This is a genomic window from Aquidulcibacter sp. (assembly GCF_020253525.1).
GTDB lineage: Bacteria > Pseudomonadota > Alphaproteobacteria > Caulobacterales > Aquidulcibacteraceae > Aquidulcibacter.
Window position 1 is genome coordinate 1 of the sequence record NZ_JADCBK010000093.1, and the last position, 12619, is coordinate 12619.

At 56.7% G+C, this 12619-nt stretch carries 15 protein-coding genes; 9 read left to right on the top strand and 6 right to left on the bottom strand.

Annotated features, from left to right (window positions below; all coding sequences use genetic code 11):
• The coding region (locus IOB61_RS11230) for a prolipoprotein diacylglyceryl transferase family protein (RefSeq protein ID WP_290816545.1) at positions 1 to 318 on the bottom strand (318 nt) is incomplete at its 3' end.
• Between the two features lie 221 nt (positions 319 to 539).
• Between IOB61_RS11230 and IOB61_RS11235 the strand changes: the two genes are divergently transcribed.
• From IOB61_RS11235 to IOB61_RS11250, 4 genes are all read left to right on the top strand, one after another.
• Entirely contained in the window at positions 540 to 842 is a 303-nt protein-coding gene (locus IOB61_RS11235) for an accessory factor UbiK family protein (protein ID WP_290816548.1), read from the top strand.
• A gap of 104 nt (positions 843 to 946) precedes the next feature.
• Positions 947 to 1456, top strand: a complete 510-nt coding sequence (locus tag IOB61_RS11240) for a YbjN domain-containing protein (RefSeq protein WP_290816551.1) — start codon at positions 947 to 949, stop codon at positions 1454 to 1456.
• 5 nt (positions 1457 to 1461) lie between these two features.
• Positions 1462 to 2268 carry a pyrroline-5-carboxylate reductase gene (gene proC / locus IOB61_RS11245; RefSeq protein ID WP_290816554.1) on the top strand — a complete coding sequence of 269 codons (807 nt, stop codon included), beginning with the start codon at positions 1462 to 1464 and terminating at the stop codon, positions 2266 to 2268.
• 32 nt (positions 2269 to 2300) lie between these two features.
• On the top strand, positions 2301 to 2969 hold the full coding sequence (locus tag IOB61_RS11250; RefSeq protein WP_290816557.1) for a hypothetical protein: 669 nt from the start codon (positions 2301 to 2303) through the stop codon (positions 2967 to 2969).
• Here the strand turns inward: IOB61_RS11250 and IOB61_RS11255 are convergent.
• Genes IOB61_RS11255 through IOB61_RS11265 form a run of 3 tightly spaced genes read right to left on the bottom strand, consistent with a single transcriptional unit; the run spans position 2926 to position 5498 of the window.
• On the bottom strand, positions 2926 to 4236 hold the full coding sequence (locus IOB61_RS11255) for an ATP-binding protein (protein WP_290816560.1): 1311 nt from the start codon (positions 4234 to 4236) through the stop codon (positions 2926 to 2928). The two genes, IOB61_RS11250 and IOB61_RS11255, sit on opposite strands and share 44 nt — an antisense overlap.
• 27 nt (positions 4237 to 4263) lie before the next feature.
• The gene (locus tag IOB61_RS11260; protein ID WP_290816562.1) at positions 4264 to 4959 is read right to left on the bottom strand and encodes a response regulator; all 696 of its coding nucleotides are present in this window, start codon (positions 4957 to 4959) and stop codon (positions 4264 to 4266) included.
• Positions 4959 to 5498: a hypothetical protein gene (locus IOB61_RS11265; protein ID WP_290816564.1), complete on the bottom strand. Its 540-nt coding sequence runs from the start codon at positions 5496 to 5498 to the stop codon at positions 4959 to 4961. Before IOB61_RS11265 ends, IOB61_RS11260 begins: the two co-directional genes overlap by 1 nt.
• 96 nt (positions 5499 to 5594) lie before the next feature.
• Here IOB61_RS11265 and IOB61_RS11270 point away from each other — a divergent pair, with 96 nt between their 5' ends.
• Together IOB61_RS11270 and IOB61_RS11275 are read left to right on the top strand one after the other, a co-directional pair.
• Positions 5595 to 6470, top strand: coding sequence for a branched-chain amino acid aminotransferase (locus tag IOB61_RS11270; protein WP_290816567.1), 876 nt, complete (start codon positions 5595 to 5597; stop codon positions 6468 to 6470).
• Between the two features lie 8 nt (positions 6471 to 6478).
• Positions 6479 to 7705, top strand: coding sequence for a serine hydrolase (locus tag IOB61_RS11275; RefSeq protein WP_290816570.1), 1227 nt, complete (start codon positions 6479 to 6481; stop codon positions 7703 to 7705).
• On the opposite strand, the gene IOB61_RS11280 is transcribed toward IOB61_RS11275, so the two are convergent.
• Both IOB61_RS11280 and IOB61_RS11285 read right to left on the bottom strand, forming a co-directional pair.
• Positions 7695 to 8150, bottom strand: a complete 456-nt coding sequence (locus tag IOB61_RS11280; protein ID WP_290816573.1) for an NUDIX domain-containing protein — start codon at positions 8148 to 8150, stop codon at positions 7695 to 7697. The two genes, IOB61_RS11275 and IOB61_RS11280, sit on opposite strands and share 11 nt — an antisense overlap.
• Positions 8151 to 8343: 193 nt before the next feature.
• Positions 8344 to 10245, bottom strand: coding sequence for a response regulator (locus tag IOB61_RS11285; protein WP_290816576.1), 1902 nt, complete (start codon positions 10243 to 10245; stop codon positions 8344 to 8346).
• Positions 10246 to 10422: 177 nt separating this feature from the next.
• Between IOB61_RS11285 and IOB61_RS11290 the strand changes: the two genes are divergently transcribed.
• Genes IOB61_RS11290 through IOB61_RS11300 form a run of 3 tightly spaced genes read left to right on the top strand, consistent with a single transcriptional unit; the run spans position 10423 to position 12570 of the window.
• Positions 10423 to 11190, top strand: a complete 768-nt coding sequence (locus tag IOB61_RS11290; RefSeq protein WP_290816580.1) for an SDR family oxidoreductase — start codon at positions 10423 to 10425, stop codon at positions 11188 to 11190.
• Positions 11187 to 11672, top strand: a complete 486-nt coding sequence (gene folB / locus IOB61_RS11295; protein ID WP_290816582.1) for a dihydroneopterin aldolase — start codon at positions 11187 to 11189, stop codon at positions 11670 to 11672. The genes IOB61_RS11290 and folB overlap by 4 nt, the downstream gene beginning before the upstream one ends.
• Positions 11656 to 12570 carry an NAD(P)H-hydrate dehydratase gene (locus IOB61_RS11300; RefSeq protein WP_290816586.1) on the top strand — a complete coding sequence of 305 codons (915 nt, stop codon included), beginning with the start codon at positions 11656 to 11658 and terminating at the stop codon, positions 12568 to 12570. The genes folB and IOB61_RS11300 overlap by 17 nt, the downstream gene beginning before the upstream one ends.
• Positions 12571 to 12619 lie beyond the last annotated feature (49 nt).

The window sequence follows — 12619 nt, forward strand, 5'->3', positions numbered from 1 at the left end:
AACCGACATCGGGTCGGCCAGCATCTCCGGGCGATAGAAAAGCACATAGCCAAGACGGCCGCCAAACAGCACGCCCAAGGTCGCGTAAAATAGGAAGTCGTCAATATCCTCTTCATCCAGCGGCGACTTAGGCCCCCAGAGTGCAGGCTTCTTCACCAGCCCAACCATGAGCCTCCAACCAAGGATCAGGCCCACAACATAGGCAAGCGCATACCAACGCAGACCAAATGGGCCAAGTGCGAACCCAAACAGGTCAAAACCCGGCAGTTGAAAAACGAAGGGAGAGATGTCGGGAAAGGGAATGGCCATATCGATCATAAGGGGTCTTTAGCAAAAGAAATGGGGCAGATGCAAAGCCTCTCCCAATTGCAGCCGCGCACAAAAACAGCGGCAAGCTAAAAGGCCTTGGAAAAAGCTAAGACAAACTTCACCGTGACGACAAAGGCGATCTTAAACACCTTCTGCTAGACACACAGGTCTCGCGCAAGTGATGTAACTTTGTCATAGCGCAACGGGAATAGACCCGCTAGAAGGTCCTTATGCAAACACGTAATCCTTTCCTCGACGAATTTTCAAAATTGGCAACCAGTGCTGCGGGTGTTGCGCAAGGTGTGGGTGAAGAGGCCCGGGCCTTTTGGCGCTCGCAAATGGAGCGCATGATTGTTGACATGGATCTGGTACGTCGCGACGAATTTGACGCGGTGAAAGATCTGGCCGCAGCCGCACGCGCAGAGGCTGACAGCTTAAAAGCGCGCCTTGATGCCTTAGAGGCATCGATCGGAAAGCCTGCGAAAGCAGCACCTAAAGCGGCTTCAACAAAAAAATCGGCCAAAAGCAGCTAAAAGCTTTGGCGTACCGCTTGCAGCGCGCGCCATTCCCGCCAACCATGCCCATCAGCGGTGCGCGATTCGCGTGCCGCGTGTAAGCGAACCACCGTGGAGGTTATATGGACCGCCAATTTACGCTTCGTGACGAAGATTTTTTCGAAGATGCAGATACGCTCGATACGGTTGAAGCCGTTTTGGCTGCCGATTCTAAGGCCTATGAGCGTTTAGAAGAAGAAATCCACTTCGCTGCTTCCATGACCTATTGTGACCTGCATGGGATTTTCATTGCCCGGGAAGACGCGCCCTCTCTGGCGCTCAGCTTGATTTTTGATCTTAAAGCCCCCCGCATGCGTCGGGGAGACATCGCCTCCTTGCTGGCCTTGCTCAATGAAGCGCTATGGCTGGGTCATTTTGAGCTTTCTTCCGACGATAATGCGTTGTCGTGGCGGGCGGTGGTGCCTTTGATTGGCCGCGATACGCCAGAGCCTGCCGAAGTGGCGGCCATTCTGGCTGCCGGTGTCGAGGCTTGCGAGCGCTTTTATCCCGCCTTTAACTTCTTGCTATGGGCCGGCAAAACACCTGAAGAGGCCGCCCAGGCAGCTTTGTTTGAGACTGCCGGAGAGGCGTGAGTTTCATGAAAAAGCGAATTGCGCTTGTCGGCGGTGGCCGGATGGGCGGAGCCATGTTGCGCGGATGGGCCCCAATGGCCGATGCGTTCGATTTGGTCGTATTTGAACCATTTCCTTCCGCAGAAGTGTCGGAAATCATTGCGGCGCAGAATTGGGTTTTGAATCCCGAAAGCATCGAAGGCGCGGTCTTTGAGTGCGTTGTTTTGGGGATTAAGCCGCAATTGTTTGCCCCGGTTGGCGATCAGACCATCAAGCATTTGGTATCCAGTGATACGTTGGTTCTTTCCATCATGGCTGGCATCGGCACCGCCAAGATTGCAGAAGTTTTGGGCGCAACCCATGTGGTTCGCGCCATGCCCAATACACCGGGCCAAATCGGCAAAGGCGTAACCGCCTATTGGAATAGCCCAACGGTTCCAGCAGACTTAGAGGCCTTGGCCGTTTCCTTGCTGCGCCCCTTGGGTCATGTCGAAAAGCTGCAAAGCGAAAAGCAGATGGATGCGGTGACAGCGGTTTCTGGCTCTGGCCCTGCTTATGTCTTCCTTTTGGCTGAGGCCATGGCCGCAGCCGGTGAGGCTGAAGGCCTAGAGCGCGGTTTGGCAGAGCGCTTGGCCTGGCAGACCGTGATTGGCTCGGCCGCCTTGATGGAAGAAACGGGCCAGAATCCGCAAGACTTACGCCGTGCCGTGACCAGCCCAGAAGGGACAACGGCGGCTGCGACCGATGCTTTGACGGCGGGTGGCGGGATCATCACCTTGGTGCGCCGGGCGGTTGAGGCCGCGATCCATCGTTCGCGCCAATTGGGTAAGTAGCCGACGGGGGCTTTGCGCCCTATATTACGCCCATGACCCAAGCAAACCCATCTGCGCACACCCCCCTGTTGCAAGCCTTAGGCGAGGCTGCGCTTTCATTGAGCGCGGAGAAATCCTGGGCTGAAATCAGCTTGGTCAGCCTATGCCAAGCCGCAGGGCAGAGCTTGGCTGCCTGTGCCGATGCAGGGATCACGCGTTTTTCGGTGGCTGACTATCTCGACCAGATGCTTGACCGGGCCATGTTAGAGGCGGTGGCAGACTTAGAAGCCGATGCACCTAGCCGCGACCACTTGTTTGATATTGTGATGGCGCGATTTGATGCCATGCAAGACCAAAGGGCTGCGTGGGCTTCGATCCTTGAAGCAGACACAGAAGAACCCGCCGCAGCCCTTGCCCGGGCCGCCCGCCGTGTGCGCACCGCAGCTTGGGCCCTAGAAGCGGTGGGTGTTTCTACCACCAGCCTTAAATCAACCGCCCGCGTCATGGGCCTTGCCGGTCGCTTGCGCAAAATCGAAGCGCTTTGGCTGAAAGATGATGCCGATCTGTCGAAAACCATGGCGGGCCTTGACCAGACCTTGCGCGAAAGTGAGGCTTGGTTGGCACGTGGCGAGAAAATCGCCGACTTTTTCAAGGCAGCCGCGTCGCGCCGTAAGCGCTCTACAACGGCAGACGCACACTCACCCGAAGACCGCCCAGCGTAGAGCGTGACAGTACCAGATTGCCCCCGTGCGAGCGGGCGGCATCATAGGCCAGCGCCAAGCCTAAACCAACGCCCTCGCGGTTCTGATTGCGCGCCGGGTCAAGCCGAGAGAAAGGTTTGAGCGCCTCTTCATAGTTTTCAGGCGCAATGCCAGGGCCATCATCATCCACATAGAGATAGATCGCATCCTCACTTTGTGAGGAACTCAGCATAACCGTCTGGCCAAAGGATAAGGCATTTTCAACAAGGTTCGAGAGACAGCGCTTGAGCGCAATCGGCCTGCCAGACGTGGGTAGGCTTTCAGCAAGGCCAGAGCCGTCAATCTCGCGTCCGGCGCGCGCTGCATCTTGAATAATGGCCCGTGCAATTTCTGCCAAATCAACGGCCTCAGGTTCTTCTGACCATTGGCCTTGGGCAAAGGCGAGATATTCCTCCAGCATGCGCTCCATCTCGAGGATGTCTTTGCGCGCTTCATCAATATCGCTGGAGGGCGGCATCATGGCCAATTGAAGCTTGAGGCGGGTCAAGGGCGTGCGCAAATCATGGCTTACCCCAGCCAGCAAATTGGTGCGCTGCTCTATATGGCGCTGAATCCGGCCGCGCATTTGCAAGAAGGCTAAGGTGGCGCGGCGCACTTCGGCCGAACCTGCAGGCTTTAAGCTCACATTTTCCCCGCGCCCAAATCGGTCAGCGGCATCGGCCAAGCGCTCCATCGGGCGGACTTGGTTGCGGATGAACAAGACGGAGACAGTGGCAAGCAGGATGGTCGCCCCGGCCAGCCACAGGATGAAGATACCGCCTGTGGAGGCAAAAACCCGGTCGCGATAGGCCAGAAACCGAAGCACGCCACCGGGCACTTCCACCCGGATGTCGACATAGTCGGGATAGCGCGTCGTATCGAACCAGAATTTCTGCCGCAAAGACCCTGACAAAGCGCGCCGCAACGTCCGGTCAAAGGCGGGGATGACGGCCAAACGCTCACGCTCAGGTAATTTGGCTTGCTTTTGCAAAGCAACCGACAGGCGCAAGTCCGCGCGCGCATAGCGCGTGATGGCGGCAAGATTTTCAGGCGTTGGATTGTCGGCATAAAGTTGGGTGACCAAGGCAACATCGCCTGCTGCCCCCTCACTCAAGCGGCGGCTGACTTGTTCCCAATGCAGGTCAAAGAACAAATAAGTCACGACCATTTGCATGATCGCGACGGGCAAAACGATGATGAGCAGCGAGCGCGCAAACAGCCCGCGCGGGATCAGCGCCTTTAGGTCCATCGCACAATGCCCCGCCGCAGATAAAGCTTATGCATCATGCATCAACCGATAGCCAAGCCCGCGCACGGTTTGCAGATAATGGGGCTCAGCGGGATCATCCTCTAATTTTCGGCGCAGCCGTGTGACTTGCACATCGATGGACCGCTCAACCGTAACCCCTGCTTTACGCGCCAATTCTTCCCGCGTGATAGTGGCACCAGGGCGCGCCGCCAAAGCTGCCAGCAAATCCTTTTCCGCATCGGTCAAGCGCACCAAAATCCCATCGCGACGCAGTTCCGCTTTGGTGGTGTTCCACGTAGCAGAGCCGAGCAACAGCACGTCAGCTGCGGGGGCGGGGCGGGCGCGTTTGAGGATGGCCGCCACGCGTAAAGCGAGTTCTTCGGGCTCAAACGGCTTGCCAAGATAATCATCTGCCCCAGCCGTCAGCCCCTCAATCCGGTGGCTTGGATCCCCCAAAGCGGTCAACAGGATGATGGGTGTATCCCGCTCGCCCCGCACAGACCGGGTCAGCGACACACCATCTTCACCCGGCATCATGACGTCCAGAATGACCAGATCAAACATCAAAGCGTCCATCAGCTTACGGGCGCTTGCTGCGTCAGAGGCTTCGGTGACCGAATAGCCAAGGCCACTGAGATAACGCTTTAAGAGATTGCGGATGCGATCATCATCGTCGACGACAAGAAGATGGGCAGGATGATCGGCTTGGGCGCGCGGGGCCATTAGGGGGCTCTTTTGGGTTGAGAGGGTGAGGGCGCACCGCCTGGGGCAACGGGCGATTCTGTGAGGGTTGAGAGGACTTTGTCACAGCCAGCAACCGCTTCGCTGCCGGCAAGGCGGTAAGCAGCGGCCAGTCGTGTGCGCATGGCCAAGGCTAATTCAGTGGCAATGTTGGCCCCCTCGGTGGTGAGCTGAACGATTCGACGCCGTCCATCGCGGAGATCTTCTGTGCGCCGCAACCACGCCCGCCCTTCAAGCCCATCCAAGGTCTTCAACATGGTTTGTTTGCCCAGCCCAATTTCTGCTGCAAGTTTCAGGACGGGCAGGGGATGGCTCAACAGCTCGCATAAGCACCGCGCTTCAACCCAAGAAATCTGGTGTCGCTGGCGCTGTTCCTCGGTAGCGGCCTTCAATAAATCCGCTGATTTGAAGATCAGGGAAACGCCAAGGTCGAGCTCATCCTCACGCAAATAGAGCCGTGGCCCACCGGCGGCAGGGCTGCTTGATCTGGCAAAAGCATTCGGTAAGGTGTTGACAGTCATGGCTGGTCCAAGAGATTGCGTCTCATCGCATTTGGGTTCAAGCCCACCGACTGTGAAGCTTTTGAAACTCTATACACTGAACTAGGCGCAAGACACATGACTTTCATTCCTTACGACGATCGCGACGGCTGGATCTGGATGGATGGCGAATTCAAGCCATGGCGCGAGGCGAAAGTACATGTGCTGACCCACGGCCTGCATTATGGTTCGTCCATTTTCGAAGGCGAGCGCGCCTATGACGGCCAAATCTTTGAAAGCCTGCGCCATACAGAGCGCCTGTTCCGCTCGGCCGAGATTTTGGGCATGAAGCCGGCCTTCACAATTGCCGATATTGAAGCTGCCAAAGCCGAAGCCATAGCCCGCAATGGCTTTGAAAATTGCTATATCCGCCCCGTTATGTGGCGTGGCAGCGAGATGATGGGCGTATCGGCACAACAAAGCACGATCCGCGCCGCCGTGGCTGTTTGGGAGTGGGGCAATTATTTTGCCGACAAAATGAGCGGGATTCGCGTCACCCACGCCAAATGGCGCAGGCCTGATCCCAAGACCGCCCCCTGTGAAGCCAAGGCAGCGGGTCTTTATATGATCTGCACCGACTCAAAACATGCCGCTGAAGCTGAAGGCTATGCCGATGCCTTGATGCTCGACTGGCGCGGCCATGTCGCCGAAGCCACCGGGGCCAATATCTTCTTTATTCAGGACGGGGCCATCCATACCCCCGTGGCCGATTGCTTTTTGAATGGCATCACGCGGCAGACGGTGATCCGTCTGGCCCGCGACAAGGGCTATGAAGTGGTTGAGCGGACCATTATGCCTGAAGAGCTTGGCAATTTTTCTGAGTGCTTCATCACAGGCACCGCCGCTGAAGTTACACCGGTCAAGGAAATCGCGGGCATTTATTACCAGCCAGGCCGGGTGTGCGAGGATATGGTCACCACCTATGACGCTTTGGTGCGTGGCAAACTCTCATAGGAGATGACATGAAAAAAGGTTTCTTGGCCCCAGCTCTTGGGATCGCTGCACTCGCATTGGTTGGCGCTGGCGCGTTTGCCTATAGTGGCTTGGACAAGGAAACCAAAGGCGTTCTGGCGCAATTGCCGACCAATCGGGACGTGCTTTTCTGGTCCATTCCCCAGCGCGATGCAGCCTTTCGCGCTATGGACCGGCTGGAGTTTCTGGCCAAAAGCAATGTAGTTGAAGCCGGTCCAACAGCTTCCGAACTGCCGGTGGGCGCGCCATTAGTCATCCCCAATATTGACGCTTATATGCAGTCCCAACGCTCATCGGGCATTGTCATCATTCAAGATGGCAAGGTGCGGTTTGAGAAATATGGCTTGGGTTTTGATGCCTCTGGCCGCTGGACCAGCTTTTCAGTGGCTAAATCCTACACCTCCACCTTGGTGGGGGCCGCGATCCAAGACGGCTATATCAAAAGCTTATCGGACAAGGTTTCAACCTATATCCCGGGTCTCAAAGGCTCTGCCTATGATGATGTGACGGTGGAGCAATTGCTCACCATGTCGTCTGGGGTGAAGTGGAATGAGGATTATGAAGATCCAAACTCCGATGTCGCAAAATTTAATAATGCCAAGCCTGATGCGGGCTTAGATGCGACAACCAGCTATATGCGCAAACTTCCCCGCGCCCATGCCCCTGGCACGGTTTGGAATTACAATACGGGCGAGACCAATCTGGTTGGAATTTTGGTGAGCTCTGCCACCAAAAAGCCGCTGGCGACCTATTTGTCTGAGAAAATCTGGAAGCCCTTTGGCATGGAGCAAAAGGCGACTTGGATTTTGAACAATACAGGCCAAGAAATTGCTGGATGCTGTCTGCAAATGGCCACACGAGACTATGCGCGCATGGGTCTCTTTGTGCTTGCAGGCGGCAAGATTGGCGATACCCAAGTTGTCCCCGCCGATTGGTTTGCCAAGGCGGCGACCAAGAAAATGGATTATGGTGAGCCCGGCCGCGGCTATGGCTATCAATGGTGGACCTATGACGATGGCAGCGTCTCGGCGCAGGGCATTTTTGGCCAAGGCATTTTCATCGACCCCAAGCGCAAATTGGTGATTGCTTCCAACGCCAATTGGACCCGGGCAACCGATGGACCTGAAGGGGCTGCGCGCGAAGTCTTTTACAAACAAGTCCAAGATTTGATTGATGCGGAAGCCGCCGCAAAATCACCCTCTGTGCCTACCAAATAGGGTGGGTCGGCCCGCCCGCTGCCTCTGACAGGCGGCGGTGGGTACTGGCTGTTGTGCCCGCAGGCAAATCCTTTATCGGAAAGAAACCGTGTTCGGCGATTTCATGGGCACGGTTTGTTGGCTCAACACGCCACGCGCTCGCGCGATACACAAGCACATGATCGCCTTTGAAATAGGCGAAATTGGTATGGATCGAGACAAGGCGTAGGTCTTCTGGTTGGATGAGGAGGCCTGCCTCTTCGCGCGCTTCTTTGATCGCGGCATCCAGCGCATGCTCGCCCCGTTCAACGCCACCACCAGGTAGATGCCAGCCGGGCAAATAGGTGTGGCGCACCAGGCAAACGCGGTCTTGGTCGTCAATCGCGAGGATTCGCACGCCAAGGGTTGCCCCGCGGGTTAAGCGGAACCACGTATGCATCACGATTTTGCGCAAAAACTTTAACATGCGGACTTGTATCGGGTGACTTGGCGAGCGGTGCCAATGCCGCTAGATAGACGCCTAACGATATGAGGAGTTTCCACCATGTATGCCCTTCTTGCACTCGCATTGGCCGTTGGTGCCATGGCTTTGTTGAATCTGATCGAGTTTAAGCGCCTCGACTAACTCAGCGCGCCCAGATCGGGCCGTTTTGGCTGCATTAGGCCCGCGATGCCGAGGCATCCTCGGCACTGGCTGCGGCAATTGAGGCTAAAGCCTCACTCAATTCTGGTATCGAGATTGGCTTATTCAAAAAGCCATTCATGCCCGCCGCCATGGCGGCTTCACGTGTTTCTGGCCGGGCATCTGCTGTCAGGGCAATGATGGGCATGGCCGGGAAGTCGGCCACCGGCATATCTGCTTCTAAAGCCCGTATGTGTCGGGTTGTTTGATAGCCATCCATATTGGGCATATGCAGATCCATCAAAATGGCATCAAACCGGGCTTTCTGGATCGTCTCCAAGCACATAACGCCATCGGCAACAATCACGCAAGAATGGCCCAATTGCTCGAGGATGACCGCGATAATCTTCTGATTGATCAGATTATCCTCCACCACCAACACACACAGCGAACGCGTGGTGCTGCTCATAGAGATTGGCTCATCAAGATTGCTCGCGACCCGTTCTAGCGGCAGGTAGAATTGTAGCGCTCCATTGCGTGTACCCCGGGTGGCAATGGTCACATCGCCGCCCATCGCCCGGGCCAGTTTTCGAGCCAATGGCAAATCAATCCCATTGCTTTGCGTGATCGGATTGTCTGGGGTTTGGATGCTGGAAAAAGGCTCAAACAAACTGCGCGCCTCAAGGGTTGAATAAGGCGCGCCAACATCTTGCAAGACCACCAAAGCCCCATGGCCATTTTCGCCCGCACTCAGTCGCAATTTCATGGCCCCTGGCCCACTGCGTTCAATCGCATGGCGCAACATCGCCTGAAGCGTGCGCAGGAATAGCTTCTCGTCACCCAAGAAATTGGCTTGGGCTGCCGGATCAATATCGACCTCAAGCTCGATCTGGCGGGCATGGGTTCGTGCCCGCATGGTTTCACAGGCGGTCAAACAGGTTTTTGCCAGCGGGAATGCACTGGTGCGGACCTCCAAATTGCCAGATTCAAGACCCGAGAGGTCGAGCGCAGAATCCACCAAGGACAGAAGTTGCTCACCCGCCAGTTCGGAGGCCTCAACCAAGTCTGCCAATTCGGGGCGAATGGCTTGTTCCTTTAACAAGCGCGGCAGGGCCATAAGGGCATGAATCGGGGTGCGGAACTCATGGCTCAGGCCCGATACAAAGCGGTTTTTGGCTTCAAGGCCGGCGAGGGCGGTTTTGCGCGCCTCGATCAATTCGCGCTCTTTGATTTTTTGTTCGCTGATGTCGAGGATGGTGCCAGCAAAGCGCTGCACCAGGCCGTCACCATCATGTAGGCTTGTGCCACTGACCGAGACCCAGCGCACATCGCCAGTTGGGCGCATGATGCGGAATTGGGCGCTATAGGGTATCCGCTCACTAAAGGCCTTTGCGCAAGCAGCGCGCACCAGCGGGCGGTCCTCCGGATAAATCAGGTCCTCAAACACAGACAGATAGGGGCGTGAGTCGGTGTCGCTCAGACCCAAAATCTCAAGGCAGGATGGCGAGAAAAAATGTGTATTGGCGACGCGATCATGGTCCCATACGCCGATTTTGGCATGTCGCAGCGCCAGAGCATAACGCTCGATCATGGTGCGGGCAGCGGCTAAATCCTCCTCAGATTGAAGCGGCGCGTTGAGTGTGATTTGCACCGCTTGCTGACCGCGAAAATCAATCAAGCGCTCACTCACATCGGCAAAAAACAAATCACCTTTGGTCGTCGAGAAATAGGCAAAGCGGCGTTCGGGATCGCTTTTGGGCCGGACAAAGGTGCCCAGCAAGCGGCTTACATCGCGATAATCGGTGAATTCACGCGCCGAAGCGAACCCAAAAATGACTGCTGCTGCCTTGTTTGCATAGAGAATTTCATCATGGCAGCGTACGATAATGCCCGTATTCAAGTTGCTTAGGATGTCATCAAGGGTTCGCAAGTAATCCATAGCCAGCAACCACAATAGTAAAAACATTTAAGATAAGAATTTTTGTTGGGTAATCTTTAAGTGCTTACCCTACGATAATAAAGCCAATCTTGCAGCTTTGCAGTCTTGCGTCAAACACCCACAGTTAAGTGGGGCTGGTCGTTCGTGCTTGGGTGATCTAGTTTAGACGCCATGACAATGAATTCTTTTCACAAATCTGTTTTGGTAACCGGGGCGGGTCAACGACTGGGTCTGGCGATTGCCGAACGGCTGGCGGGGGCGGGCCATAAAGTCATTCTCCATGCCAGCAATTCGATCGGCCAAGCCGAAGCTGTCGCGGCACGTCTGCGGGCAGAAGGCGCACAGGCTTTTGCACTACAGGCCAATCTTTTGGTTGAGGCTGAAGTTGCCGATCTGATCAGCCGCGCCAGTCGTTTAGCAGGCGGGCCGATCACCGGGCTCATCAATAATGCCTCAATCTTTGAAGGCGATGAAGCGTCAGACTTTACGCGTCAAAGCTGGGATCGTCATTTTGATGTGCATGTGCGGGTGCCGTGCGAATTGGCCCGCAATGTAGCAGCGGCCTTACCTGACGGGCAAAGCGCCTCCATCGTCAATTTGATTGACCAACGCATTTTCAAGCTGACGCCGCAGTTTTTCACCTACACCTTATCAAAGGCGGCTTTAGCCACAGCCACCCATACCTTGGCTCAGGCTTTGGCACCCCATGTGCGGGTCAATGGCGTGGCACCGGGGCCCACCGCGCGCAATATTCGTCAGTCGGAAGAAGATTTTCAAAAACAAGTCGATGCCACGCTTCTGGGTACAGGCAGCCCCATGGACAGTGTGGTAGATGCGGTTTGCTTTCTCTTGAATGCTGAGGCTATTACGGGCCAAATCATGGCCGTAGATGGCGGTCAAAGCCTGATTTGGCGCACACCTGATGTTGATGGGATCAACGAATGAAATCTTCTGGCCCTTCTGAACTGGGCGTGGTGATGCGGCCCGGCGGCATGATCCGCCGTCCAGCTAAGCCCCCTGCCAAGCCGTTTTCCAGCCAAGCTAAGCCCGATGATGTCGCGCCGACGCGTGCCGTCTCGACCAAGATTTTCGTCAAGGGCTTGATGGTGGAGGCTGAGTGCGGCGTCTATGCGCATGAAAAGGGGCGGCGGCGGCCTTTGGTGGTCGACTTGGAAGTGCAGGTTGGCACGTCGGTGCGGGCGGGCAGTGATGAGTTGGCCGAAACCGTCGATTATGACAGTCTGGTCGCCCATGTGCGCACCGTGGCAGCGGGTGAGCATTTGCATCTGATTGAAACCTTTGCCGAAAAAGTCTGCGAAGCCGTCCTCACTGATGAGCGGATTTTAAGTGTCCGGTTGCGGGTGGAAAAGCCCGGTGCCGTGCCCGGGGCTGCGTGCTCGGGCGTTGAGCTTGAGCGGACACGCTAAGCCTATGGCTGGCCTGCCTCCCCAGGAAGCGGTGGCGCATAGGGCAGACTTGGTTATTTCGATCGAGCAGGCCCGCGCCATTCCGTGGCCAGACGCACGCTCCCACAAGCATAGCCGCGGCAGGCTTGCCGTCATCTGTGGCGGCAGGTTGCAAACCGGGGCCGCGCGCCTTGCTGCGGCGGCCGGCCATCGTATCGGGGCAGGGTGGGTCAGTCTGATAGCTGCAGCCGATGCTGCGACCATTCTGGCCTGCCATGAGACAGAGCGTTTGATTGTTGAGCGCGCGGCCCTCCAAAGCCTGTCGAGCCTGTGTTCAGGTTTTGATGCGGCGATCCTTGGTCCCGCATTCGGGCTGACGGCCACCCAAGCCGACGATGTTTTGGACATGGTGCAGGGCTTTTCAGGGCCTTTGGTGCTTGATGCCGATGCCTTGACCTTGATGGCACAAGGTGGCCGCCATGGCCCGCCGTGGCAAGCCGTACAAGCCCGCAGTGCTCCTACCATCCTGACACCCCATAGCGGCGAATTCACCCGCCTTGCGGGGTCCTTTGATCGGGGTAATAAGGCAAAGGCGACGTTGCAGCTCGCCCAAGAGCTGAGGTCTATCGTCGTCCATAAGGGGGCAGAAACATGGGTCGCGTCCCCCGATGGACGCTTGGCTTCGTCCCAACTGGCAACCCCATTTAGTGCAAGCGCTGGAACAGGCGATGTGCTGGCGGGCCTCATCGCTGGCCTCGTGGCCCAATCCATGCCCGCCTTTGAAGCCGCCTGTGCGGCCGTCTGGATTCATGCAACCGCCGCCAATCGGGTCGGCCCCGGCCTGATCGCCAGTGATTTGATCGCCGCTTTACCCGCCGTGCTGAACGACCTTGTGCCAGAGGGTTTGCGCGCGCGGTGAGGGGGCCTTTAGCCGGATAATTTTTCATCCCCGATGGCGTCAGCCGATC

Coding starts and splice junctions, on each gene's coding strand:
- IOB61_RS11235 (WP_290816548.1), top strand. CDS start 540: ATGCAAACACGTAATCCTTTCCTCGACGAATTTTCAAAATTGGCAACC.
- IOB61_RS11240 (WP_290816551.1), top strand. CDS start 947: ATGGACCGCCAATTTACGCTTCGTGACGAAGATTTTTTCGAAGATGCA.
- proC (WP_290816554.1), top strand. CDS start 1,462: ATGAAAAAGCGAATTGCGCTTGTCGGCGGTGGCCGGATGGGCGGAGCC.
- IOB61_RS11250 (WP_290816557.1), top strand. CDS start 2,301: ATGACCCAAGCAAACCCATCTGCGCACACCCCCCTGTTGCAAGCCTTA.
- IOB61_RS11255 (WP_290816560.1), bottom strand. CDS start 4,236: ATGGACCTAAAGGCGCTGATCCCGCGCGGGCTGTTTGCGCGCTCGCTG.
- IOB61_RS11260 (WP_290816562.1), bottom strand. CDS start 4,959: ATGGCCCCGCGCGCCCAAGCCGATCATCCTGCCCATCTTCTTGTCGTC.
- IOB61_RS11265 (WP_290816564.1), bottom strand. CDS start 5,498: ATGACTGTCAACACCTTACCGAATGCTTTTGCCAGATCAAGCAGCCCT.
- IOB61_RS11270 (WP_290816567.1), top strand. CDS start 5,595: ATGACTTTCATTCCTTACGACGATCGCGACGGCTGGATCTGGATGGAT.
- IOB61_RS11275 (WP_290816570.1), top strand. CDS start 6,479: ATGAAAAAAGGTTTCTTGGCCCCAGCTCTTGGGATCGCTGCACTCGCA.
- IOB61_RS11280 (WP_290816573.1), bottom strand. CDS start 8,150: ATGTTAAAGTTTTTGCGCAAAATCGTGATGCATACGTGGTTCCGCTTA.
- IOB61_RS11285 (WP_290816576.1), bottom strand. CDS start 10,245: ATGGATTACTTGCGAACCCTTGATGACATCCTAAGCAACTTGAATACG.
- IOB61_RS11290 (WP_290816580.1), top strand. CDS start 10,423: ATGAATTCTTTTCACAAATCTGTTTTGGTAACCGGGGCGGGTCAACGA.
- folB (WP_290816582.1), top strand. CDS start 11,187: ATGAAATCTTCTGGCCCTTCTGAACTGGGCGTGGTGATGCGGCCCGGC.